The following is a 23593-nucleotide window of genomic DNA, read 5'->3' as shown; positions in this document are numbered from 1 at the left end:
CTACCGCATAGACGGTCAGCGCTATTTTTATGCCCTCACACTGTGGGGGCTAAGAGGGTGGGTGATGGGATGGAAATTGATATGCTCAAATACTTTTTGACACAGGGGCCGTTCGCGGTTCTATTTGTATACCTATTTGTGTCGTCTCGCAAGGAGAGCCAAGAGCGAGAAAAGCAATTATATGAAGTGATAGACAAGGTAACAGATAAATACGACGTTATCATTGATCGAATTGATAATTTAGAGAGGAAGGTTGAGAAAAATGATGATTGAAATTGGATTAGTAATTGCTATAGCAATGTCGGTTGGAGCGTGGCTGAAGACAGTGAATTGGTTCCCGAATAACATGATTCCTCTAGCGATCGTCACACTGGCGGTCGCTTTTAATTTGGTCAACGCAATGTTGTTCCATGGCGACTACCTGGAAGCATTCCGCTTGGCTTTCATCGAAGCAGTCGGTGCAATCGGGATTCACTCCGGAACTAAAAATACATTCAAAGGCGGCGAAAAGGATGTTTGATTGGAGCGCATTCGGATTTCGTATCACAAGCCCATATGGATATCGTAATGATCCATTTACAGGCAATGCTACTTTTCATACTGGTATCGACTTGGTAAAGGCGCATAAAGCACCAATTTTTGCGTTTGCATCCGGTGAAGTGGTACATGCGCGAGAAGGACAAGCAGGAACCGGATTCGGTGGATTTGGGGTTGTGGTAGCAATCAAAGATGAGCGAGGCGCGTTACATTGCTATGCCCATTTGGACAGCTGTAGTGTAAAAGTCGGGCAGCCAGTCAAGGCTGGTCAAGAAGTTGGTAAGCAAGGCACGACAGGACGTAGCACTGGATCCCACCTTCATTATGAAGTCCGTACAAAATCAACTCCATCTTACGGATTTGGTGCTCACACTAATCCAGGGGAATATCTAGAGAAACATGCAGTGAAGGAGCCAGAAAAGGCTTCCGTTGAACTCAACGGTAAAAAGATTTGTGATGGTACATTTAAGAATGGACTTGTCACAGTGCTGATCCGTGATATAGCCGACGCTCTTGGGGCTAAACTCGTATGGGATCATGCTACGAAGAACGCAACTGTGAACGGCAAGAAGATTGTTGGGGTACAGGTTGTTAATGATCGAGCCGTCGCGCCAGTCCGGGAAGTAGTTGAGGCAGCTGGTGGTAAAGTTACTGCTTGGGATGGTCTAACCAGAAAAGTATCTATTCAAAAGCGATAATATGGTGTATATTGGAAACGTGTAGGCGATAGCCGAACACAAAACAAGAGCAGTATGGGGAAGCATCCCTGCTGCTCTTTTGCTTTTACTTTTCTGTTTCGAATTTTATCGTCTTACCATCACTGATAGAAATGATCGTGCCTTGCTCATCGGTTCGGAACACTTTGACTCCAGACTTTCTCAATCGATCCAAAACGACATCTTTCGGATGTCCGTATTTGTTATCCTTGCCAACGCTGATTACCGCATACGTTGGATGAATTGCTTTTAGAAATTCAGCTGACGTAGACGTATCCGACCCATGGTGGCCGACCTTGTATACATCTGCTTTCAAATTCGCCCCGCTGTTGACCATGTCGGTTTCGCTTTTCTTCTCTGCATCGCCGCTAAAAATGAAGGATGTATTTTTGTATGTTACCTTAAGAACCGCGCTCCATGCATTCAAGTCCTTCCCGTAGTCTCCGACTGGAGCAAGGAACTCAGCCGCAACTCCATCTAGTGGCAGCTCAAGCCCTGCCTTCGCCGCCTTGATTTTCAGCCCGCGATTTTTTACAGCCATCAAGAAATCTTTATACGTCTTTGTTGTGTGCGACACTCTAGGCGCATATACGGACTTAACTGGTATTGCATCGATCACCGTATCCAGTCCACCGATATGATCGGCGTCAGGGTGTGTGGCTATGACTGCATCCAGTTCTTTTACACCGTATTGCTTCAAGTAGCTCACGACGTTCTCGCCTTGTCCATTTTGACCGCCATCGATTAGTACATGCTGCCCTTTAGGCGTTTTGATTAACGTGGAATCTCCTTGACCTACGTCAAGATAGTAGACCTGTAGAGTGCTGCCAGCCAGCTGATGTTTATGAGCTTGGGGAGTTACCGTTTCTTTAGTGCTTACCTGAATGGTTTCAGAAGCAGGGGAGCAGCCGACAACAATCAGTAAGGACAATATAAGACCGTATATGTATATTCTCTTCTTCATGTTATTCTTCTACTTCCTCTTTTTCACTCCGGAGCTCAATGTTGTACTCATATATGGAATGAGTATCAACCAATTCGAGCACATCTTCACAATTGACTACTGCCATCAACACTCCAAGCCTCTTCGATTCGTTCGAAATCTCACGAAGTGTTTTGATGCATTCAGGTTTAGAAACATTCAGGATCGCAGCCATTCTATCAATGTCATCCAAAAGTGCTTCCAGTTGTGGTTGTGTAAAATTCATGGTGATTTTGTTTTGGGTGATTAATTGTACCGCATAGGCATAGGTGGCCTGTTTCATTGATGGCGTGAGGATACTTGACTTTATCATATTAACCCTCCTTTGATTTAAACAAAGTATATCATAACAGCGGATATCCGCGACCATCGCCCCGAAGGGCTAGGTTTCGGCCTGTATCCATCAGGCCATCTTCAGGCGGTTCGTTTTTCGGCGAGTCTCTCGGCAGCTGGCAGGGTCTTTCTCGTACCGACAACTTTAAATCCAGCACCCTCATTGCTCTGAACCTGTTCAGGCGCAGAGATTATAACGTCATTATCGCTTTCCATTACGTAGTACATAGGTCTTTCACCTCTCTTTCAATAATCACACTCGCAGTAAAACATTGCTGCAGCCTCAACGGTTTCGTCGTCATAAATCCAAAGCATGCCTGATTGCTCCATTGTGCCACATACTCAACTCATACGCATTAAGGCTCGTAAACAACTCCAGACTTAGAGATGCGGTATATCGGAACACCATCGCGGAAGAGGCGTACTCTTTTGGCTTCGCCCCAGATAACGGGCATGAAGCCGATTTTGTTATATATGTTGTTGACCAAAACACGGAAATGGCTTTGCATATCATTAGTATTACAATTAGCATGATGTTCGAGATTAGTACGATATATTTTCCCATCTGGCCGAGTGATTTCAAGTGACCATGAATTCATTGCACACCCCTCCAATTGAAAAGCTTGTTATGTATAGAGGGGCAGAAGCCACCCCTCACTTATCAACGAATTCGCTTAACGCATCGCATTGTTTGCATCTGACGACATGGATGTAATACCCACCGCCGTTACGATCACTATGTGCATCGCATCGTACTGTTCGGTATCCGATGCCACCATACAATTCATGCTTATTCCCGCACTCACAAGTGCATTCTGTGTCTCTGAATGCGCCCGTCTTTGTGATCATATATGTTCTCCTTATTGGGGGCAGAAGCCCCCTTGATGTTATTTGCTGAGAAGAACTAACAGTGTAACTGTACTGAGCAACACATTAATAAATTGGAATATCAGTGTCATTTCTCTTACATCATGTTTATCCAAGTCATGAACCTCCTTATAGCGAAGTCCGACATGTGTTATACTATTCTTGACGACCGAACCACTACCCACCCCCTTGCGGGGGCGAGTAGCTTGCTGATCATTTACCTTTGAGGATAATGATAATCAGCGTTGTGAGGGCGACAATGAGTTGAGTTATCGCAGTGGCTAGCTGGATCAACTCTTTTGTCGAGGCTCGGTCGTCTTTTTCGTTTGGTGGTTCTTGTTGTTCCGGTTCCGGTGGTGGAGGATCCGGATTTTTCTTTTTATGTTGGTTTTTCTTACTCATGTTTGTGTTCACCTCCTCTCTACATTTCTAATTATATACTAACGCTAGTATATAATCAAGCGTTTTTATACTTGCGGTAGTATATTTATTTTTGTATGATGAATGAAAGGAAGTGATAGCATGGAAGAAGTTCGCGGAAACGCCGCAACTAGAGCCAAGCAAAAATACAATGCAGCTAATTATGAACGGCTGTATCCGTATGTACCCAAGGGTAGGAAGGCAGTATATGAAGCCGCAGCCAAGGCCAGTGGCGCGGGGAGTTTGAATGAATTTATCGTTGCTGCTATAGAAGAAAAAATACAACGTGAAGGATTAGAGTAACCTGTCATAGTGGCAGGTTATTTTTGTTATTGAATAACGAACAAACATTCGCATATAATAAGAACAAACGTTCTATGGAGATGGATGAGTATGAGTAAAATCGATGGCAACGGCATTTTTGAAGGGTCACGTCTCATCATTCCCGAGCACAGGGAGGCGATGTTGAGACACAACAGAGAGCGACAACGGATTCAGCGTCCCGTGATCGATGAACAGGAGTGGGAACAGATCGGAAACCGGCTACAGGAATCTATGCAAGAGCGTACAACGATCACAGTGCTGTTATTTGATCCGTTTGAACAGATTGAAGTGACTGGAGTAGTGGTGGACATAGATATGTATGGACGGCGTTTCAAATTGCTGCAGGATGAAGAATGGCAATGGGTTAAGCTTGAGGATGTTATTGAAGTATATGGATAAGTAAAGCCCCGGATTGCTCCGAGGCTTCTTTATTTGAATAGTTTCTTTAGTAAACAAACTATAGAAAACGTTGTCCGATTATACACCTTGTTGTATGCGGCCTTCTTAGGGCTGCGCATCCATCCATAGCCTCTTGGCATCTTTAGTCCTGCTCTATGTACGATCTGCCTTTTTACGCTTGTTCTTGCCGCTATGCTTTTCCTTAGACTTGGCTTGCGAACTCCGAATTTCATTTGTAATGTCTCCAAGACGTTTAATTAATATCAACGATTTTCCAACCCCAGAAAGTCTTCTCCAAGTAAATTGGTTTAGAAATTACTTTAGCTTTAAATCCAGTAATTTCAATGATTTGAATTGCTTTGTCTCCTGTCATAGTCAGTCTCTCTGTTCCAGTGTATGTTTGACCATCAATGAACTGATCGTGTAACTTTTGCAAATACGGAATTGAATACTCACCTTTTGCATCTGCCGTCATGTGTTTTTGGGCTTCAGAATATTTTCCGTCCTTAACTTTAATCACGAAGTCCCTAGCAATGTCTCCAGGTCCTGAAGAATCAATCATCATAAATATTAGTGCAGCACAGATAATCAATACGCCTAACAAACTAAAAATTGTGTACGATATAAGTTTAGATTTACTTTTTACAGGTTTTTTTTGAATGCCTGTTACATGTTCAATATGCATTTCGCCTTCTGACAGCATGCTCCCGCAGTGCTTACACTTAATCGCTTCATCTTGTATTTCTTCAGCGCAATAAGGACACTTTTTCAAAAAAATTACCCCCATGTTGTGATTTCATTATTCTGGAATATTCGACAGTCGTTAATTTTTATCCTTCATTTTAGGGAGAAAAGTCCTGGGCTTTTTTTGTCTGTATAACCACATTACTAAAAGGGAATACAGCATCTATTGGGGGTGCTGTATGGACGAAATAAAAAGAAACATGCAATCTCTACCTAAGTCAGAGTTGCAAATGTACACGCTTGGATTAATTGAGGGCATGGTTACTGCTGCAAACGAAGGTAATGCCTACAGAGTTATTGAGGCGATCAGGAACATATATGATACGTACCATATTGTCACGGCTAAGATATCGCAGCAGGCAGACAAAACTTTAAACTGATTGCATAAGTAAAGCCTCGAATAATCCGGGGCTTATTTAGTAACACACTTACCGCCTGGTATGTAATAATATACTTATTACGATTACGAGGTGATAACTTGACGACTGTAGAAGCAATTGCACAAAGGATGAGAGAGCACTATAAGGACAAGCCAATCTCATTGATGGCTTACACTCTTGGTTTGATTGATGGGATTGTTACGGATGCAAAAGAAGGGAAAGAAGCGGAAACGATTGAAATGATTAAAGAGATATATGATGCGTACCACATTGTGAAAGCCGAGTTTCCGTCTACGACAGAAAAGTTATTGAATTAATCTATATGTGAAAAGCCCTGGTTGCTCACCTCCCAGGGCTTTTTTTCGTTATTTATATTTTTCTTTTTGCTTCTCTATATACAGAGAGTGCGCCCTTAATGAAAGTTGCTTCATCTTCAGTTAATGTAGTCATTATGTATGGAGGGGAAACAGAAAACCCAAGTAAGTAATCCGTTGTCACCTTAAAATATTCAGCAATTTTCTTCAATGTCTCGAAGTCCGGCTCACGTTGACCGCTCTCATATCCTCCATATGTAGAACGGTTGATGCCAAGTTCATCGGCCACTTCGTTTTGGTTTTTATTGGATATCCGCCGAAGCGTTTTTAATCTTTCCCGAAACATATATTTCACCCTTTCAAACACCAGTATAACTAGGGTAAAAACAGGAAAGAATGATTGATGCGATAAGGGTTAAAATATATTATTTGATGCGAAACGAGATGGAGTATTTCGATTTTGTCGAGTATCATGCGGACATACTAAAATAAACGATTGAGCAAAAAGGGGATTAATTATGTACACACACGCAGTAGCTTTTGGTGAAGTTGGGACATTAGATTTGATGCATGAGGTAGTGCTTATTGAATACAAGCCAAAAGGAAGAAGATTTTGGTACCACACTATGAATGGATATAAAAAGAACATTGTTACTCTCCATGATCTGAGCATGGTAATGCAGGCAGCGGAATATGTACGAAGCGAGAGTTATTTAATTAACTCAAGGTGCATAAGGAAGATCGAAGGGAATAGGGCGTTTATGACCAATGGAATGGACGTACATTTAACTAGGCAAGCAAGGAGGGAATTGAGGAGATTACAAAAGAAGCATAACTATATATTTTAACATCCATACATATGAAAATATACGACCGTATTTGTATACAAACACGGTCGTATACCTGTGAATTGTTTTGTGATAAATTAAGGTCACATCACTGACGGGAGGATGATATATAATGACGTCAAAACGTTTGGAAGCATTCATGAAACTAAGAGTTCAAGAATTACAAGACAAACTCTATAAGGATAATAAAGAATTCCATACGCAATTGACGATTTCTTATCAAGAATTTGACCATATAAACAAAGATGTGGGCTCGTGTATGTTGGAGATTGAAGAAAAGCTCAATGAACTCTTAGATTTTGTGGAGATTGTGTATAAAACCGCTTTTAAAGATGGTTTTGAATGGGAACACTTAGAACATAGTCAGTTATGTAAATGATGAGATGATACCGCCCCTGTTAGATGGATCTGGTATGGTGGCAGGGGCGTATTTTAAATATTTCAATCACTGATAACATATTGGAGCTAAAGAATTTGCTCACCTCGAAATGATCGCCACGATGGTATATAAGATGACGAAGGATGCAACACCGCGGCAACTGGAGGATGCAGGGCTGGGGCCACATTTTGTAGCGCATGAGAAAGCGCTGTTCTACAGCAATGCGGCTGGTGATCCATGGACGGCGACCTACATACAGGCCAAGGGCGACCCGATCGCGGATCTGTATGAGGATATTGCGGCAGAAGAGAAGGCGCGTGCTACGTATCAATGGTTAATTGACATGACGGATGATGTCGACTTGCAGGATGGATTGAAGTTCCTGCGTGAGAGGGAAGTCGTACACTCGTTGCGCTTCCGGGAGGCTGTCGAGATTTTGAAGGAAGAGCGGGAACTGAAAAAAGTATTCTAATTCCCGCAGTTGTATATAGAGAATGTTGAGAGATTCGGATAACGAACATGAAGAAGGGACACCCTTGCTGAGCGCAAGAAGTGTCCCTTCTGTCGTCATTGCGGTCTAAACTTCTAAGGAACCTGCAGGGCCAAAGTATTCGTAGTGAATACGCTCAGGAGAAACCCCAAGCTGCTTCACTGCTCGGTAGATGGCCTTCATGAATGGTTCTGGGCCGCAGAAGTAAATGTCCGCATCCTCCCATACGGAAGCGGGAACGATGGAGCTAAGCCACTGCGCGTCCACGAATCCGGTGTGAACAGAAGCTTCTGCCTCGCTGCCCTTCTCATAACAGAAGAAAGTGTGGATATGGCTGTGCTGAGCGGCTAGATCATTCATTTCTTGACCAAAAGCATGCGCCGCTTGATTGCGCGAAGCATGAATCGAATAGACATCCCGCTTCGGTTCTGCTGCCGCCAGCGTGTGCAGCATGCTGAGAAGAGGTGTCTGCCCAACACCGCCGCCAATCAGCACAACTGGGGCCGTACCTGGCTTCAACGTGAAATCGCCAGCAGGTGCAGTCGCTTCGATGACATCACCTACTTGCACCTCGTCATGCAGATAGGTGGAGACGATGCCGGCAGGTGCATGTTCGCCGCCGCTCTCGCGCTTTACGCTAATGCGGTAAGTATCGGATTGAGGGGCTTGGGACAAGCTGTAATGGCGATAATGGGTATTTTCATGTCCCTCCGGCTGAACCCGAACCGTTAAATATTGGCCAGGAAGGAAGGAGGAGATTGGCTGTCCATCCTCAGGCTTCAAGTAGAAGGAGGTGATCATGTCGCTTTCCTCCACTTTGCGGACAACGAGGAAGCGTCGCACATCTGACCAGCCGCCGATTTGCTGTTCGGCTTCCTGGTACATTTCTGCCTCTACCTGAATAAATACGACGGCAATAACGCCATATGCTTCTGCCCAGGCTTCAATAATGTCATCAGTAGCAGCTTCGCCTAGTACATCCTTGATAGCAAGCAGGAGATGCTTGCCGACAATTGGATAGTGCTCTGGCTTGATGTTAAGTGCCCGGTGCTTCTGGGCAATTTGGCGTACGACGGGCAAGATTGTCTCCAAGCGGTCAATATTCGCTGCAGCGGCATAGACCGCATTGGCAAGCGCCATCTGCTGTTTGCCATGTCGTTGATTGGCATGGTTGAATACATTAAGCAGCTCTGGATGATTGCTGAACATGAGCTGATAGAAGCGTGTTGTAATTTGAGGACCGTGTTCAGCTAATACAGGAACTGTAGATTTCACAATTTCAATCGTGCGAGGTTGTAACATAAGAGTTTCCTCCTTATTAATGACGATCATATGATGCGCAGTAGATTATGAACGAATGAATGCGGCATCACAGTGTTTATGCTGCTATTTTATAGATGTGATATTCGTCACAATGTGATCTCGCGCACACTAAATATGATAGCTTTATGAACATGATGAAAAAATAGAGGAGTAACAGAAGAGGAACGCAACAACGAATAGGACAAAATTGAAAAATGAAATGTAAAAGTGTCCAATTTGTGAGTAATTCGGAGGAAATCAGGGAGGATATCGATCTTAACTAGGACTATGCCAAGCTCGGAGCAGTTCATTGCAAATAAATCCGAACGACAGCGATATTTGCAGAATGGGATTGGTTTAGAGGGAATATACATTATGGTATAATACAATCAGTAAAGCAATACAAAAGACAAAACAAGAAAGGATCAGGATACCAATGCGTCCCCGAAGGATGAAACCCCAAAGGACAGTCTGGAAACGTTATGATCTTTCTTACATCTAGCTTCTTCTCGTTGATTTGTCAATTGTCGCTATGACGGAGACTGACACGAGAAGGATGCGTGAATTATGATGGTTCGAAGGATAGGAACCCCTATCCGTCTCCTCTCGGTAAGTCGAAGGGCTACATTACGAAACGAGAGGTTACGAAGATGGGGAACGAACAATTACGTAAGATTTTTTGGATGATGGTAGGATCAATGTTGTTGGCTTTCAGTTATTATCACATTAATTTTCAGAATCATTTGGCTGAAGGCGGGTTTGTTGGTTTAGCGCTGCTTGGCAAGTATACGTTTAATTGGTCGCCGGCGCTGACCGTGTTATGCATGGATGTTCCGGTATTTATTGCTGCCTGGTTTTTGAAAGGGCGGACATTCATTATGAATACGGCAATTGCAACAGGAGTGTTCTCGTTAACGTACGAGATGTGCGAGCGCTTTTCGCCATGGAATATGAATCTAGGCGGTAATATGGTGCTTGCAGCTGTTCTATCTGGATTGTTGACAGGACTTGGAGCAGGTCTCGTGCTGCGTCATGGAGGCGCTTCAGGCGGTGATGACATTCTGGCATTATTTATGAGCCGTAAGATGAACTTAAGCATAGGTACAGTATTTATTATTTTTGATATAGCGGTATTGCTGCTGTCCTTATTCTTCCTGCCGCTTGTCGACACGCTGTATACGATACTAGCTGTCAGCATAGCAGGCAAGGTAATTACGTGGACGGTACAGATTGGCACGACACGCAGTCGTTCCATCCCGGTACGACCAGCAGTTGGGCATCAACATGGATAATCAAGCACGAGTTTGGGATACAGAGAACCGTTCGGTTGCTTCCTGATCAGGGAGGACTGAACGGTTCTTTCTTGTTATATTCGAAAAAAATCAAAGGCAGAATGCATGTTCGCTCATTTCCCGTCATATTCTTGATCCAAGGACAGGTAAGAAAGGAGGGACGATATGGAAGCGATCATTAAAGCGATGCTTGACAAGCTGCCGGCATGGTCATATCAGCTCTTTGCTGTTGTGATTGCGGCAGGATTGGTGTTTTATTTCATTAAGACACTCTATATTAACAAGAAGTTTACCGAAGTTATTCATGAGGTGCTCAATCGGGAGGATCGAATGAAGCTGCTGCAGGATAAAGTGGACAATTTGCAAGTGACAGGAGGCCTCACGGAGCACGCATCTTCTCAAATGCTGTCCGCGCTGCGCAATATGAAGCCGTTCGCTGATGCGCTTAATGGGTTGCGGGGAATGGCAGACCCGTATGCTGTTCTTCACGAATCGAACTTCCTGCTGCAGCGGATGTTGGATATGCTCGCTGTAGATATGAAGTGCGCTCCAGGCGGTCATCATCGCTGCGGCATTTGGAAGTATGAGGAGCCAATACTAATTCTACAGCTTGCTTCGGTTGGCTTCCCGAACCATTATGTTGGACAGCGCCATCTTCATATTGATCGCTCTGTAGCGGGACGTTCCTTCCGTAAGCAGGTTACTGTCCAATGTGCAGATGTACTGAAAGACGAGGATTGGGAACGCAATCAAGAATCGAAGAGTCCCTACCGCTCATTGATTTGCATTTCACTTGGAACGTACGGTGTATTGACGATGGATGGCTTGGAGCCGTTCAATGAATCCAGTGCGGTCATCGGTGAATTGTATGCAGCGATTATGACAGGAATTCTTGCCGAGCAGCAGGCGGTATTAGAGCTTGGCGAACCTGCTCAGATTGACTCTGCCCAAGGATAACATTGGGAACTCAGTATAAGCACCATTGTCATTGATAAGGTGAGGTACATGGGTGCCTATGTTATAATGAAGGCAAACGCTGATGGAGCAAAGGCGGTTATGTGCATCGAGTCAGTCAGAAGGGGAATTGCGTATGAAAAAATGGATGTGGATTGTCCTAACTGTAATCGTACTTATTGGTGGAACCGCTGCATTTACGATTGGCTTCGTGAATTCCACGATGATCGAGCCAGGCAAGGCGGCTGTAGTCGTGCAAGAATATGAAGGCAGTGTCAAGGCAATAGAGGCAGAGCGGCTTACGATTCATTCGGGGGATCGTGAGGAAGTATTCCGCTTGACTGGATCCACTGATCTTCAAGGTGAGGAGTTCCGGAGTATTCATCCTGGAGTAAACGTGCGCATTGGGGTCAATGAAGGAAGAGATATTGTATGGCTGCGATTGGTTCGCTAGTTGAAAATGGCGCAGGATGTAATGACACAAAGCACGAGAAGGGAGCTCGGCATACTGCCGGGCTTCTTTTTTAGACAGTGTTGATCCCAAGCATGGTACGTGCAGCCCGCGGAGGGTGATGGCGAGAAAACCTTGATATATTACGAATGTAGGGATACAATAGCATAGGAGATGTATGAGAGGGGATTCATATTTAAAATGTGGACTTTGTAATGGAGCCGTAACTGAATAGATCGTACCATTCCGAACGAGATTCGATGACGGGATAGGTGTGTCTATTTATACCCATTACAAGGAACGCAAGGTTAAGTGTTATGAACTGACCAAGCAGACGCCATGGGTGTCTGCTTTTTTTGGTACATTGGCATCTCCGATAAGCTTGCGATTGCCGTTCCTTACCCATAAGGAGACGATAAATATGTACAACGAGAATAGACGTAATATTGCAATTGTAACTGGAGCAAGCCGCTCCAAAGGAATTGGTGCAGCTATTTGCAGAGAGCTTGCAGCGAAAGGCGTCGATGTGCTCTTTACACACTTGTGCCACTACGATAAGGCGACCGGCTATGAGGACGCGAACGGCGGCTGGCCAGAGCAATTTGCACAGGAGCTTAGGGAGTACGGGGTTCGGGTGGGGCATATGGAGCTCGATTACTTCGATGCCAATGCTGCTGTTCGGCTGCTGGATGAAGTCGAGAATCGCCTAGGCAGACCGACGATCCTCATTAACAATGCTACACATTGTGTAGAGGTCGACCGTCACCATGTGACGGCACAGATTATCGATCATCATTGTATCGTGAACGTAAGAGGAACGATGATGTTATCAGTGGAATTCGCGAAGCGGCTTGAGGCTGCGGAAGTAGGCGGCAGAATCGTGAACTTCGTGTCCGGGCAGGACAAGGAACCGCAGCCTGGCAACTTGGCCTACGCTGCTTCGAAGGGGGCAATATCTGCCTTCACTACTTCGTTAGCTGCTGAACTGGCCTCTCATCGAATTACGGTGAATGCGATCGATCCTGGTCCGACCGATTCCGGGATGGAAGCGTTCGTGCAGGACTTCTTAAGACCGAAGTTCCCAACAGGGCGCATTGGTACGCCAGAGGATGCAGCGCGCTTAGTGTCATTCCTGGTGAGTGACGAAGCAGAATGGATTACGGGGCAAATTATCCATTCAGATGGGGGCTTCCGTAATTAGACGAATGAATGATTCTGAAAAAAATGAAACGTTTCCACTTGTACTACGTAGTATCTAGTAACGCTCATTTCTGCGACTGAGGAGGATGCAATGATCTATTTCACAGTCATGATTGGCATGTTTAGTTTATTTCTGATGATGATCGTAGGATGGGTTGGTTACAAGCAATTCGTGAGGCGGGAGCCGGTCGAGGTTCATTATACGCCCTTCGATTATATTACAGCGCAATCGAGCGTGGAATTTCATGAAGAGAAGGAAGATCATGAGGAACAGGCCGGTCATGGTGATGATAAGGATCCACAATCATCTGGCGCAATGTCAACTGGAGAGTCGAAGTGAACCATTGCAGTTGAGCGGAATCGCGTTCATCCAGAGAATGGATGTTCGATCTTTCTTGCTTGCTACTGATCTGCATGATAACCTTATTTCTAATAAAAAAATGTACGATTAACTAACGACAGGGGGTGCGATATGACAAGATTGAGTGTGCAGTGGGAGAAAAACAGCATACTTGGTGTTGTGTGTGTTGCCCTCCTGCTTTTGTGTTCGGTATTTTCCACGTTTATGGTCGAGGAAGATCGCGTCAACTGGAACAATCCCTCCAAGCTGGCGAAGTCCTTCCATGAGCAGCAGTTTATACCAGTTTCACGGCATGCCTCTGCCATGAAGCAGCTATTTGTGAAGAAGATTGTAGTGATGTTTATTCTCTTCTTCAAGGAATTCACCTTTAGTATGCCCCCTGTTATTAGGTTTCTCCACAGCTGTTTCTTCGTTATACGGAAGCGTTTATTTCTCATGCCTATCAAATTCACCTCTACGTTCGTAGTGTAAATCTCTTACATTCATTCACAAGACTGTACTTGAAATTGAATAAGGAATAGCAGTGCAAGATGTTCTCTATGGCATTAAAAATCGCTATCTACATGGATTATTTTGTGCTGCATAAGAGATGTGTTTGACATGTATATAAAGTTCCTTATTTCACAATGTGAGGAAAAATAAACCTATGGACGGTTGGAGGGATTTCATTTGAATATGAAAGAAACAGAATTGCCAGGAATCGGTCGTAAATATCAGTTGGAAGCTCGCAATGGAGATCAATTGGTCATCATAGTACATGATGATGGACGTCGGGAGATGTATCATTTTGATCAGCAGGATCAAGAAGAGAGTATTTCGATGGTGACATTGGATGATGATGAGGCGCGCGCAGTTGCTGCTATCGTTGGTGGGCTTATCTATAAGCCGAAGGCACTCGAGACGGTCAATGTTGCCTTGGATGACCTCATGATTGAATGGTACAAGGTGGAGCCTCATGCAGCCTGCGTTGGCAAGAGCATCGGAGAAATTAAAGTACGCGAAACGACAGGGGCAACGATTATAGCGATTCTTGAAAAGGACAAGAAAATAATCAATCCAGGACCTGATGTCGTGTTATCTGCTCATACAACGCTTGTCGTTGCAGGGGAAAGACAACATATTAAGCTGCTTAAGCCTTGGCTGTTAAGTGGAAGCGAATAAGCAGAAAACGGGGTGAACTATGGATACGATTATTTTCGAGGTTGGATTAGCTATTGCTTTAATTGGACTAGTGGGCGTTATTGCAACGAAGCTTCGCTTCTCTGTCATTCCTTTCTATATTCTGATCGGGATGGCGGTAGGGCCGCACGCGCCGCACTTTTGGATATTTGACTTCCGTTTCATTGAGAGTTCAGTCTTTATTGATTTTATGGGGCGTATTGGGGTACTGTTCCTGTTGTTCTACTTGGGGCTGGAATTCTCCGTAGGACGCTTGCTCAAATCAGGGAAATCCATCGTGGTTGGAGGAATTTCCTATATTGCGATTAACTTCGTCTCCGGCTTGTTGATAGGTTGGCTGATGGGAATGCCACTTGCGGAGACACTAGTCATTTGCGGGATTATGACAAGTTCATCAACCGCGATAGTAGCGAAAGTATTGGTCGATTTAAAACGGACGGCGAATCCGGAAACTGAAGTGATTATGGGCATGATTATGTTTGACGATTTATTCATCGCTATTCATATGTCCATTTTATCCGGTCTTGTACTTAGCGGGGGCGCATCCCTCGGAACGGTACTGATGACAACGGGATCTGCACTTGTATTCATTTTGTTATTCATTATTTTGGGCCGCAAGGCGATGCCGTTCATTGATCGAATCTTGAACGGGAAATCATCAGAACTGTTCCTTATTTTGGTGATGGCAACGCTGTTCCTCGTAGCTGGATTTTCGGAAACACTGCATGTGGCAGAGGCGATAGGAGCTCTATTAGTAGGACTTGTACTTGCTGATTCCCAGCATGTAAAGCGGATTGAACATTATGTGATTAACTTCCGTGATTTCTTTGGGGCTGTGTTCTTCTTCAGCTTCGGCTTAACAATTGACCCAATGACATTAGGCGGAGCAGTTGGTATGGCGATTGTCGCCGTGATCTTGACAATAATCGGGAATGTCATCGCAGGGATGCTGGCAGGTCGCGCAGCAGGCTTATCGAGCCGTGCTTCCATTAACATTGGTTTCACATTGGCCTCAAGAGGAGAGTTCTCCATTATTATGGCGAATATCGGAAAGGCTGGAGGGCTGCTACCGGTTGTCCAATCTTTTGCCGTGCTATATGTATTGTTGCTGGCGATCTTAGGTCCGCTCTTAACGAAGGAGTCCAAGCGCATATACAACCTGGTCGATAAGGGGATTCAAGGGAGTAAATCGCTATTCGGGAAGAAGCGAGTTCGTGGCAAGGAACAGAGCACGAACTCAGATGGTGTATAATTGGATGGCTCATCTTTAAAGATTGGGTACGTTTTGAGAAAAATAGGTTATATTATATATTGTAAGGCATACCCATTCAAGGGAGGGATAGCGTATGAATATCACTATCGATCTCACGCAGATTGGGAGCGCTTATGAACACAAGGATTGGAAACGGGTGGATACAATCTATAGACATGCAAGGGAACGCATGATGGCGGGCGATACTGTCATTCTGCAGCGAGACGTACCTAACCGTGCTCCTATTGCGGTACGAACCTTCGAACAGCTGGATGAGCTGGAAGAATGGATTCGCCATATGGAGGACGAGTACTGTCTAGCAGAACCCTATGCGTAATGGAACATTCCATCTATGATGGTTACGAATTTGAGCCGCTGAGCATTCAGCGGCTTTTGTTTTTCTCTTAGAGGACAAGAAGGGGAATCGAGCGTTATGGAGAATGTCAGTGATAGAACGATACATCTTGTCATGTTCATCCGTAGCGGTTCATATAACTACACGTTAGGAAAGTTCGTAACCTGTGTTACTGGGCTGGGGAGGGAGTAATGTGATGAGGAACAAGCGGGATTCGTTTGTTCAAGGAATGGAGAGCGGACGTAACCTAAAGGTAATGACATTCAATATCTGGAGAGGCAGTACTTCGATTGTTCAGGTTTCGGAAGCCATTCGAACCGCAGAAGCGGATGTGATCGGCATACAAGAAGCAGATGGACAGCTTCCTGCACTCGCTCACAAGCTGAACTATTACTATGATGAGGGGCACAGTATTTTGAGCCGGTATCCACTTCATCAATCGGCGCATAAGGAGTTCATATGGATAGAGGTTGCGCCGGACGAGGTGGCTGCCATGAGCAATGTTCACTTGTGCCACGAGCCGTATGGGCCCTATGACATACGGGATGGGCTGGATGCTGCAGTTGTGGTGGAGAACGAGAACCGAATTCATATGCAGGAGATGAACAGTCGGTTCCATCTGCTCGGACAATTGGCAAGTCAAGGCGTTCCTGTGTTTCTCACAGGCGATTTCAATGTTCCTTCCCATCTGGATTGGACAGATGAAGCGAAGAGCATGCACTTTGGCGTAGCTGTCGAATGGCCGGTGTCCATACGATTGGAGCAGCTACAGTTGCGAGATTCCTATCGAGATGCTTACCCTGATCCATTCGTGAGGCCTGCTGCAACCTGGACAGCTGGGGAAAATGGACGAATCGCGCTGGATGAGGTGCATGATCGCATTGATTTTGTGTATGTAGGAGGAGCTGCAGTAACGATTGACAGCCGTATTGTAGGCGAGAGAGGTCCCTATACTGATATTACGATTACGCCATGGCCGTCTGATCATCGGGCAGTTGTCTCTACCTTCGAACTCATTCCTGCAAGGATTCCGATAGACATTGGAGCATCCATTCAAGTGAGCCATGAACGGATAGTCCAAGGTAAAGGGACAATTGAGCGAGCCGGAATATTGAATAAGGAATAGGGATACGGATACGGTACTCCGTGGGGTGCCGTATTTTGCTGTTGATCAATTGCCAGGGAAGGGAAGGTTAGGCCATTGTTTGACTGAGTGCAAATCTTTCAATCTAGTAAATCAAAATCATCCTGACCATTGTTGCAATGAAAGCGAGTTAGGAGGCTTGCCTTTGTCGGGCAACGAGCATGCTGCATATCATATAGTCAGGGTCTGCGAGTGCTTCGTCAATACTCTAGCAGAGGCATTGAAAGTGCTAGATACAGGCCGAAGTGTATACGACTGCAGAGGAGGGCAAGCATGGACCGATTCAATCTTCTACTCAAAACGGGTGCTGCAGCTGTTGGAGGGACGTTTTCGTTTGTATTTGGAGGATGGCCTGCGTTAGTTCAGGTTCTGTTAACGATGGTAATATTAGATTATGTGACAGGGATGTTAGCTTCCGCTGTGGAAGGAAAACTGCTGAGTCGGGTCGGTCTTGTCGGGATAGCACGCAAAGTATTCATTTTCTTCATTATTGCGCTCGCTCATCAGATCGATATTACGTTTAATAGCAAAGATCTGATTCGAGATGCGACAACATACTTTTATATGGCTAATGAGGTGTTGTCGATTGTTGAGAATGGAGGCCGACTCGGTGTACCGGTCCCAAATGTAATCAAAAAGGCGATTTTTGTATTGAAGGATAAAAGTAACGATGGAGACGACAGTCAGAAGGGGGATAAGCGAGACAACCAGCAGGAGAAAGATGACAACTCCCCTCAAATCTAAGCTGTTGTTCAAAAAGGACGAGCCTTGAACGCGATGCGGCGGTGGAAGGAAGGAGTGGCCTTGGACAGCTAGTATGTTTGATGCTGGAATGAGAGGCACTCCTTATTCTATCCGTGAACGTGAATGATCTCGAAGGAAGGCTGTCTTTGTGGAAAATATGTTGCTCCTACATAAATTTCAGGTAAGGTCGGTCAGAGACCGGATGATGGTTATCAAGTTGCTTGTTTTTCGGCTGAATATTGCGGAACACGATGACGAAGGGCTGTTTCAGAGCATTGTTAATTGGCTCTTGTGCAGCCTCTTTTTGCAGATTTGATTATGGAATGTATATATGCCCTAAGCAGGCTAAAAGGATATGAATATCATAAGCATTATCAAAGCACGACATAAATTTGGGTAAGGGGACAGGTGGATATATGAACGGTGATAATGTGATTCGCATAACGTCGAAACCTTGGAGTAGTAAGCTGAAATTCGAATATGCCCAGGCGAGCGGGCTGACGTCTGGAAGCATATGGCCACCCCCTGGGTGCGCGCTAATATTTCCTGTTCCACCGGTACCGCCGGCTCCACCGGAGACGGGCAAGGTGCTGAAGGTAGAAACGTTCCAATTCATTACAAGAAGCGACGGGGTAAAATCCACGTACACGAATGAGAATGCGCTGCCGCAATACGGAAGCTCGGACATACTGGATCCGGCAACTGTTTCCTACACGAACTTGTTCATCAACGGCGTTCTTCAGCCGCTTATTGTATACAAGGTGTCGGCTGGGGCATTAACCATTGATGAGGTGCCAGTGGACGGCGTTCCTATAACGCTTCAGTTCATACGAATTTTTCATGCGGAAATGGGATGATTCGGATTAGGGATCGAACAAACTTAAGAAAGCGGGGAACAGATCATGAGGGGCCAATTAGTCGCTTGTTTCCTGTATGTGGGATATAATTTCGATCCGCAATCTTACAACAGGAGGTGAAAAAATAGGATACATAGATATTACCTTAAGCTTAAGTCGAGAAAGACCTTTAACCAAAGAAGGTATACTTTCTCTTTCTCCAAGATTGTTGGAGGAAAGCAAACACGAAAATTTTGCAAGTATGCTAATTTTTTTGGAAAAGATTTAAGTTGTAACCTGAGCGTTCACCATGTCATGTACACAATCAGTACCTCTAGGATCAGCATTAAATAAGGTATCCCAAAAGAGGAGTGAAATAAATGGCAATTATTAAACCGTTTCTGGCAGGCAGGAAATTCAGTTCGACCATCGGAGCAGGCACGGGAACAGGTGCTGCGTTTACGATTGCAGCCACAGCATTTACAAATGATACTGGTGCTGCAGCAACTTCATTTCCAGCCTCATTTGCCTACTATGACCTTTATATCAATGGGGTTCTCCAAATGGGAGATACGTCTATAGTTACGACAACATCAATAACAATCCCTGGAGGAGATGCGCTTGATCCTGCCACGCCGCTCATCGTTGAGTTTATTGTGAATTAACCAAGAACGATTGTTTCATATGCTGATCATAGACTGTTCTGGTTATATTCCAGAGCAGTTTTTTGTTGGCTTTTAAATGTGTTTTTTCTTCAAGACAACTGCAAGGTTCAATACTTGTCCCACATGCATCTAATATAGTATCCCTTAAGAAAAGGAGGAGAAAATAATGGCTATTACTCAACCATTTATAGCAAGTCGGAAATTTGCAGCTACGATTGGAGTCGGGACTGGAACTGGCGCCACATTCGCGGTTGCCGCAACAGCTTTTACGAATGACGCTGGTGCTGCAGCAACAGCATTCCCAGGTTTATTCGCTTATTATATTCTCTATATTAATGGCACCATCCAGACAGCAGATACGTCGACAGTAACGACAACAACGATAACGATTCCTGGAGGAGATGCGCTTGACCCTGCTACCCCAATCCTCGTCGAATTTGTCGTAACGTAATGCCGATATATAAATAGTGTGTGTGTTTAAATATCAAGTTGATCCAAGGCAAGCCTTGGATCAACTTTTTTTCAAGACGCATCATAAGTTCCATACATAAGGGTTTCTGACAAATTAAAACGGGTGCCTATTGCTAGGACACCTTCGTGGGAGATGTGGAAATGGATAAACGGTATTAAACGGTCATGAAGGATAAACACTTATAGAATAAGGGAAACGCACTGTTGGTAATGGATTAAAAAAGACGAAAAAATGTAATGATTAATACAATTAGTCCCCAAATTTCAAGTTTAGTCCCCATCGCCACTGAATAATACATCATCAAAAATGGAAGCTGTCTTTCGATCCACTGATTCGATAATATGCCCATAGACGTCCATGGTTGTTCCTATTTTAGAATGGCCCAATCGATTAGATATCGTTTTAGCATGAGCACCTTCTCCGATTAATATGGAAGCCGACGTATGACGGAAGTCATGGAACCGTATGAACTTCAGTTTAGGAATTGTAGCGTTGAAATCCTTCCATTTTTCTGTAAGCGATTTGGGACGGAACGGGATCCCGATTTTATTGCAAAATAAGAAATCCCCATAAGTTCCTTCCCAAATATCAGCATTATCATTTTTCATATTGTCCCATTCTGCTTTGCATAATGTTAATCTATCTACCACATACTACCTGACATAAAGATAGTATAAAAAGACATCAACAAGAGTGTGGACGACATTTTAAATGTTCAATAACTTAGGTGAATCCCCAAGCTAGTCGAATTCCTTTCATGTAGGTTTTTCATTGGGTATACTGGATAAAAAGGAAGGGTGGTCAAATGAAGGTGCTTGGGATTCCAGTAGATGGTGTAAAGACCGGCGAGAATGATCCTTATGTCGAACTCGATGTAAAAGATGTGTATATGATAAAGGAGAATGAAAAAGGAATTGCGGTGTTTTACACAGCGTTTGGGGAGTTTTATGGATTGGCATTTTCAAATGATTGATCTAAGCTCTAGGTCATCTAGGGCTTTTTTTGTTAGTTCATAATGTCAATTAACATTACCATACTCTCAGGTACTGTCTTATAATAATCTTATATAACTATAAAGGGTGGTGCAAAGTGAGTCAGTCTTTAACTTACATATTATTTAGTACCCTCGATGCTGCAGTTGTTAATGCTTTGATCCTAAAGATATATAAGCAGCCTTTATTAAGGTACAAGTATAAAATACTTGTATTATCCGTAGCATTAGTAATATGTTCATTTTTAATGAGGACTGTAATTAATTTACCTGCTTTGGATTTGCCCTTGCAATATATCATATTTGTAATGTTTTACTATTCCGTGTTGGAATACAGGCTGCATTATGCAGCATTTATTATCGGATCAGGATTATCGGCATACATATCGATCCAAATGATTGTATACTACTGTTTGGCCACCATAGGGATAGCTGATAAATCAGTAATATTTGTTTATACGGGGTTCCCTGTCAACGCTATTCAATTATGTTCTATTGTTGTTGGTGCGGCCATTGCCTTATTCCTATGGATGACGGGAAGAGGATTTTCATTCATCATCGTGCCGCCTCATGATACATTCAGAATTAAGTATTCAGAGTATAGTCATCGAATTGTTGTTATTTCGGGAATAATATCGGCAGTAACGATATTCCTGACTTTATTAATAATCCTGTCTCAGAATTACATATTGCTCATGATACTTTCATTAGCAAGCTTTGGCATTGCTTACTATTACTCGGATCGGGGAGATTACGAAAGTGTTAGAAGCGATATCGAGAAACATTGCAATAAAATTGAAGAAGAACAACCCTGAGAGCGATGTTGATGTAGAGGTTTTAGAATATGGAATTGCAATGAAATTAAATAAATATGGAGTAATCTTGATTACAGTAACTTTAGGGACTATCTTCGGACATCTATATGAATCTATACTAGCATTAGTGGCATTAGCTGCTATTAGAAGGTTTTCTGGAGGGGCACATTTTTCTTCACTAACTGCGTGTATGATCATATCTTCATTATTTTGTGTGATAACGCCTATGATACTCCTATCGAAAACGACTGCTGTTGTTTTGACTTTGGTATCCGTTTGTATCTATTATTTTCGAGCCCCAAATTGGTTTGAGGAACTTACTGTCCACAAAAATGATATACTGTATAAGTACATAGCAATGTTGATAGCAAGTGGTAACTTAATCCTGCAATCTAGTGTTATAGCGATTGTTCTCTTTGTACAAGCCTTAACATTACTACCGAAAGGAGGTGTCAAGGATGAAAAAGAACATTGAAATGTTTCTCATGAAACGATTGGAGAAAAGTGCTGAAAAAGAAGCGAAAAAAGCAAAGATCGTTTTCGGTGCTAAGAAACTCCCAACAGCTTTGAAGAACGTAAAGCATGAGAATTAAAATGGTACTTTGAAAAGTTCATCATATCCGGCAATATAATGCTTTAGCAACCGTATCATCACTTCAGTGAAATTAGTGAACGGTGTAGAGCATAGTTGGATATTGCTTGGACAGAGTATCCTGTTTTTGGCTAAGTCCCCATTAAGTCCTCACCAAGATAATCTCGCTGAATAAAACAACATCTAAAGAACGTTTGAAATCTTATGTATAAGGGTTTGGAGTAAATTAAAACGGGTGCCCTATTGCTAGGACACCCTCATGGGAGAGGAGAAACCGGACGAAGAGCTTATGGGGAAACGTAAGTCTTCTCCGCGGTTGTCTACGACATTCGATGATGTCGATACTTTAATGATTGCCCGATTGGGCAGAAATATACATGTCGAAAAAAATTTGTAGGGCTCGATAAATGATGCCGCTTTCTCACATCCTATAACCAAAATGAACTTGCCCAGCTGTATAAGCAGGGGTGATGGTCATATATGTAGGAGGAGATCGAGTTGAGGCATCTGATTATATACGCACATCCCAATCCGAACAGCTTCAATCACGCCATTATGGAAATGGTACAAGCTGAATTGGAGGATCAGGGACATGCCGCATTGGTTCGCAACTTGTATGAAATGGAGTTCAATCCGGTGCTGTCGGCCAAAGACTTCGAATTGTTCAGACAGCATGAACTGCCCCCTGATATTGAGGAGGAGCAGGGTCATATTATGTGGGCAGATCATATCATCATGATTTATCCAATCTGGTGGGCAAGCATGCCTGCCATTATGAAAGGATACATCGACCGTGTGTTTTCGTATGGCTTCGCCTACAAATATGGTGCTGACGGCATAGAGAAGCTGCTGTTAGGGAAGTCGGCGCTGCTCTTGTCCACACATGGCAACACACATGAGCAATATGAGCAGAGCGGCATGTATGAGGCCATGCAGAAGACGACAGACAGCGGCATTTTTGAATTTGTCGGCATGAAAGTGCTTGTACATCGGTTCTTTGCATCCGTGACGACAATTGACGATGAAGCGCGCAAGCAGATGCTTGTTAGTGTGAAGGAACTGCTGCAGCAGCTGCATCGATAAGTTGATGTTGATAGATAAGGCTTCTTATCGGGAACCCTATTTCCGGATAAGGAGCTTTTCTTTTTATAGAGGGATTGTGTGATGAAGAAGCTAAGTCTGAATGAGGACACGTTTTCCTTTTTCAAATTAGGAGAAAATGTGGTACGATAAACGTCGAAATACAAGAAGTTTA

At 43.9% G+C, this 23593-nt stretch carries 38 protein-coding genes and 1 pseudogene; 29 read left to right on the top strand and 10 right to left on the bottom strand.

Going from position 1 to position 23593, the window contains the following annotated elements; all coding sequences use genetic code 11:
* The first annotated feature begins 69 nt into the window (after positions 1–69).
* The 3 genes from M3661_RS16940 to M3661_RS30295 are packed head-to-tail and all read left to right on the top strand — an operon-like array spanning position 70 to position 1235.
* Positions 70–273, top strand: coding sequence for a BhlA/UviB family holin-like peptide (locus M3661_RS16940; RefSeq protein WP_251486885.1), 204 nt, complete (start codon positions 70–72; stop codon positions 271–273).
* Complete coding sequence (locus M3661_RS16935; protein WP_251486882.1) at positions 263–520, top strand: hypothetical protein; 258 nt, start codon at positions 263–265, stop codon at positions 518–520. Before M3661_RS16940 ends, M3661_RS16935 begins: the two co-directional genes overlap by 11 nt.
* Positions 513–1235, top strand: a complete 723-nt coding sequence (locus M3661_RS30295; RefSeq protein WP_285853056.1) for a peptidoglycan DD-metalloendopeptidase family protein — start codon at positions 513–515, stop codon at positions 1233–1235. The genes M3661_RS16935 and M3661_RS30295 overlap by 8 nt, the downstream gene beginning before the upstream one ends.
* Before the next feature lie 85 nt (positions 1236–1320).
* Here M3661_RS30295 and M3661_RS16925 read toward each other — a convergent pair whose 3' ends face one another.
* From M3661_RS16925 to M3661_RS16905, 5 genes are all read right to left on the bottom strand, one after another.
* Complete coding sequence (locus tag M3661_RS16925; protein WP_251486880.1) at positions 1321–2217, bottom strand: ComEC/Rec2 family competence protein; 897 nt, start codon at positions 2215–2217, stop codon at positions 1321–1323.
* Position 2218: 1 nt separating this feature from the next.
* The gene (locus tag M3661_RS16920; protein WP_251486878.1) at positions 2219–2548 is read right to left on the bottom strand and encodes a hypothetical protein; all 330 of its coding nucleotides are present in this window, start codon (positions 2546–2548) and stop codon (positions 2219–2221) included.
* 376 nt (positions 2549–2924) lie between these two features.
* Positions 2925–3167: a hypothetical protein gene (locus M3661_RS16915; protein WP_251486876.1), complete on the bottom strand. Its 243-nt coding sequence runs from the start codon at positions 3165–3167 to the stop codon at positions 2925–2927.
* 55 nt (positions 3168–3222) lie between these two features.
* On the bottom strand, positions 3223–3417 hold the full coding sequence (locus tag M3661_RS16910) for a hypothetical protein (RefSeq protein WP_251486873.1): 195 nt from the start codon (positions 3415–3417) through the stop codon (positions 3223–3225).
* 231 nt (positions 3418–3648) lie between these two features.
* Positions 3649–3837 carry a hypothetical protein gene (locus M3661_RS16905; protein WP_251486870.1) on the bottom strand — a complete coding sequence of 63 codons (189 nt, stop codon included), beginning with the start codon at positions 3835–3837 and terminating at the stop codon, positions 3649–3651.
* Between the two features lie 120 nt (positions 3838–3957).
* On the opposite strand from M3661_RS16905, the gene M3661_RS16900 reads away from it, so the two are divergent.
* Together M3661_RS16900 and M3661_RS16895 are read left to right on the top strand one after the other, a co-directional pair.
* Positions 3958–4158: a transcriptional regulator gene (locus tag M3661_RS16900; protein ID WP_251486867.1), complete on the top strand. Its 201-nt coding sequence runs from the start codon at positions 3958–3960 to the stop codon at positions 4156–4158.
* Positions 4159–4248: 90 nt separating this feature from the next.
* Positions 4249–4578 carry a YolD-like family protein gene (locus tag M3661_RS16895; RefSeq protein ID WP_251486864.1) on the top strand — a complete coding sequence of 110 codons (330 nt, stop codon included), beginning with the start codon at positions 4249–4251 and terminating at the stop codon, positions 4576–4578.
* A 29-nt stretch (positions 4579–4607) separates the two neighbouring features.
* On the opposite strand, the gene M3661_RS16890 is transcribed toward M3661_RS16895, so the two are convergent.
* On the bottom strand, positions 4608–4811 hold the full coding sequence (locus tag M3661_RS16890; RefSeq protein ID WP_251486861.1) for a hypothetical protein: 204 nt from the start codon (positions 4809–4811) through the stop codon (positions 4608–4610).
* A 20-nt stretch (positions 4812–4831) separates the two neighbouring features.
* The gene (locus M3661_RS16885; RefSeq protein WP_251486858.1) at positions 4832–5350 is read right to left on the bottom strand and encodes a zinc ribbon domain-containing protein; all 519 of its coding nucleotides are present in this window, start codon (positions 5348–5350) and stop codon (positions 4832–4834) included.
* A gap of 151 nt (positions 5351–5501) precedes the next feature.
* Here M3661_RS16885 and M3661_RS16880 point away from each other — a divergent pair, with 151 nt between their 5' ends.
* Both M3661_RS16880 and M3661_RS16875 read left to right on the top strand, forming a co-directional pair.
* On the top strand, positions 5502–5702 hold the full coding sequence (locus M3661_RS16880) for a hypothetical protein (RefSeq protein ID WP_251486851.1): 201 nt from the start codon (positions 5502–5504) through the stop codon (positions 5700–5702).
* Between the two features lie 98 nt (positions 5703–5800).
* Complete coding sequence (locus M3661_RS16875) at positions 5801–6019, top strand: hypothetical protein (RefSeq protein WP_251486834.1); 219 nt, start codon at positions 5801–5803, stop codon at positions 6017–6019.
* Positions 6020–6071: 52 nt separating this feature from the next.
* On the opposite strand, the gene M3661_RS16870 is transcribed toward M3661_RS16875, so the two are convergent.
* Positions 6072–6362: a helix-turn-helix domain-containing protein gene (locus tag M3661_RS16870; protein ID WP_251486830.1), complete on the bottom strand. Its 291-nt coding sequence runs from the start codon at positions 6360–6362 to the stop codon at positions 6072–6074.
* A 172-nt stretch (positions 6363–6534) separates the two neighbouring features.
* On the opposite strand from M3661_RS16870, the gene M3661_RS16865 reads away from it, so the two are divergent.
* From M3661_RS16865 to M3661_RS16855, 3 genes and pseudogenes are all read left to right on the top strand, one after another.
* On the top strand, positions 6535–6864 hold the full coding sequence (locus M3661_RS16865) for a hypothetical protein (protein WP_251486828.1): 330 nt from the start codon (positions 6535–6537) through the stop codon (positions 6862–6864).
* Positions 6865–6976: 112 nt separating this feature from the next.
* Complete coding sequence (locus M3661_RS16860) at positions 6977–7243, top strand: hypothetical protein (protein WP_251486826.1); 267 nt, start codon at positions 6977–6979, stop codon at positions 7241–7243.
* Positions 7244–7322: 79 nt separating this feature from the next.
* A pseudogene (locus tag M3661_RS16855) lies at positions 7323–7715 on the top strand (manganese catalase family protein); the annotation flags it as partial.
* A 105-nt stretch (positions 7716–7820) separates the two neighbouring features.
* Here M3661_RS16855 and hmpA read toward each other — a convergent pair.
* On the bottom strand, positions 7821–9035 hold the full coding sequence (gene hmpA / locus M3661_RS16850; RefSeq protein WP_251486823.1) for an NO-inducible flavohemoprotein: 1215 nt from the start codon (positions 9033–9035) through the stop codon (positions 7821–7823).
* Between the two features lie 650 nt (positions 9036–9685).
* Between hmpA and M3661_RS16845 the strand changes: the two genes are divergently transcribed.
* From M3661_RS16845 to M3661_RS16780, 14 genes are all read left to right on the top strand, one after another.
* Positions 9686–10327 carry a YitT family protein gene (locus tag M3661_RS16845; protein WP_021256626.1) on the top strand — a complete coding sequence of 214 codons (642 nt, stop codon included), beginning with the start codon at positions 9686–9688 and terminating at the stop codon, positions 10325–10327.
* 165 nt (positions 10328–10492) lie between these two features.
* Positions 10493–11284 carry a hypothetical protein gene (locus M3661_RS16840; RefSeq protein ID WP_021256625.1) on the top strand — a complete coding sequence of 264 codons (792 nt, stop codon included), beginning with the start codon at positions 10493–10495 and terminating at the stop codon, positions 11282–11284.
* Positions 11285–11417: 133 nt separating this feature from the next.
* Positions 11418–11735 (top strand): hypothetical protein, encoded by a 318-nt coding sequence (locus M3661_RS16835; RefSeq protein WP_251486820.1) that lies wholly within the window; start codon positions 11418–11420, stop codon positions 11733–11735.
* Positions 11736–12153: 418 nt separating this feature from the next.
* On the top strand, positions 12154–12933 hold the full coding sequence (locus tag M3661_RS16830; RefSeq protein WP_065290295.1) for an SDR family oxidoreductase: 780 nt from the start codon (positions 12154–12156) through the stop codon (positions 12931–12933).
* Positions 12934–13023: 90 nt separating this feature from the next.
* Complete coding sequence (locus M3661_RS16825) at positions 13024–13272, top strand: DUF3951 domain-containing protein (RefSeq protein WP_065290296.1); 249 nt, start codon at positions 13024–13026, stop codon at positions 13270–13272.
* Between the two features lie 132 nt (positions 13273–13404).
* Positions 13405–13764 carry a hypothetical protein gene (locus M3661_RS16820; RefSeq protein WP_065290297.1) on the top strand — a complete coding sequence of 120 codons (360 nt, stop codon included), beginning with the start codon at positions 13405–13407 and terminating at the stop codon, positions 13762–13764.
* A gap of 204 nt (positions 13765–13968) precedes the next feature.
* Positions 13969–14454 (top strand): cation:proton antiporter regulatory subunit, encoded by a 486-nt coding sequence (locus M3661_RS16815; protein WP_065290344.1) that lies wholly within the window; start codon positions 13969–13971, stop codon positions 14452–14454.
* A gap of 19 nt (positions 14455–14473) precedes the next feature.
* Positions 14474–15724: a cation:proton antiporter gene (locus tag M3661_RS16810; protein WP_021256619.1), complete on the top strand. Its 1251-nt coding sequence runs from the start codon at positions 14474–14476 to the stop codon at positions 15722–15724.
* 94 nt (positions 15725–15818) lie between these two features.
* A complete protein-coding gene (locus M3661_RS16805; RefSeq protein WP_021256618.1) occupies positions 15819–16061 on the top strand; it encodes a hypothetical protein in 243 nt (80 codons plus the stop codon).
* A 214-nt stretch (positions 16062–16275) separates the two neighbouring features.
* On the top strand, positions 16276–17205 hold the full coding sequence (locus M3661_RS16800) for an endonuclease/exonuclease/phosphatase family protein (protein WP_251486977.1): 930 nt from the start codon (positions 16276–16278) through the stop codon (positions 17203–17205).
* 291 nt (positions 17206–17496) lie between these two features.
* A complete protein-coding gene (locus tag M3661_RS16795; RefSeq protein ID WP_065290300.1) occupies positions 17497–17967 on the top strand; it encodes a phage holin family protein in 471 nt (156 codons plus the stop codon).
* Positions 17968–18383: 416 nt separating this feature from the next.
* Positions 18384–18824, top strand: a complete 441-nt coding sequence (locus tag M3661_RS16790) for a DUF4183 domain-containing protein (protein ID WP_065290301.1) — start codon at positions 18384–18386, stop codon at positions 18822–18824.
* A 359-nt stretch (positions 18825–19183) separates the two neighbouring features.
* A complete protein-coding gene (locus tag M3661_RS16785) occupies positions 19184–19468 on the top strand; it encodes a DUF4183 domain-containing protein (protein WP_044357822.1) in 285 nt (94 codons plus the stop codon).
* 166 nt (positions 19469–19634) lie between these two features.
* Positions 19635–19919 (top strand): DUF4183 domain-containing protein, encoded by a 285-nt coding sequence (locus tag M3661_RS16780; protein WP_065290302.1) that lies wholly within the window; start codon positions 19635–19637, stop codon positions 19917–19919.
* A gap of 290 nt (positions 19920–20209) precedes the next feature.
* Here the strand turns inward: M3661_RS16780 and M3661_RS16775 are convergent, their stop codons facing one another.
* Positions 20210–20548, bottom strand: a complete 339-nt coding sequence (locus M3661_RS16775) for a tyrosine-type recombinase/integrase (protein ID WP_251486817.1) — start codon at positions 20546–20548, stop codon at positions 20210–20212.
* Between the two features lie 197 nt (positions 20549–20745).
* On the opposite strand from M3661_RS16775, the gene M3661_RS16770 reads away from it, so the two are divergent.
* The 5 genes from M3661_RS16770 to M3661_RS16755 all read left to right on the top strand — a co-directional run bounded on the left by M3661_RS16770 (position 20746) and on the right by M3661_RS16755 (position 23421).
* A complete protein-coding gene (locus tag M3661_RS16770) occupies positions 20746–20913 on the top strand; it encodes a hypothetical protein (RefSeq protein WP_175400464.1) in 168 nt (55 codons plus the stop codon).
* A gap of 116 nt (positions 20914–21029) precedes the next feature.
* Complete coding sequence (locus M3661_RS16765; protein WP_065290304.1) at positions 21030–21746, top strand: hypothetical protein; 717 nt, start codon at positions 21030–21032, stop codon at positions 21744–21746.
* Positions 21691–22221 (top strand): accessory gene regulator ArgB-like protein, encoded by a 531-nt coding sequence (locus M3661_RS16760; RefSeq protein ID WP_251486812.1) that lies wholly within the window; start codon positions 21691–21693, stop codon positions 22219–22221. The genes M3661_RS16765 and M3661_RS16760 overlap by 56 nt, the downstream gene beginning before the upstream one ends.
* Positions 22205–22339 carry a hypothetical protein gene (locus M3661_RS30290; protein ID WP_260612203.1) on the top strand — a complete coding sequence of 45 codons (135 nt, stop codon included), beginning with the start codon at positions 22205–22207 and terminating at the stop codon, positions 22337–22339. Before M3661_RS16760 ends, M3661_RS30290 begins: the two co-directional genes overlap by 17 nt.
* Before the next feature lie 497 nt (positions 22340–22836).
* Complete coding sequence (locus M3661_RS16755; RefSeq protein ID WP_251486809.1) at positions 22837–23421, top strand: NAD(P)H-dependent oxidoreductase; 585 nt, start codon at positions 22837–22839, stop codon at positions 23419–23421.
* The last annotated feature ends 172 nt before the right edge of the window (positions 23422–23593 follow it).

The organism is Paenibacillus sp. MER 180, from assembly GCF_023713665.1.
GTDB classification, from domain to species: Bacteria; Bacillota; Bacilli; order Paenibacillales; family Paenibacillaceae; genus Paenibacillus_B; species Paenibacillus_B suaedae.
This window is presented reverse-complemented; position numbering and strand designations above follow the sequence as displayed.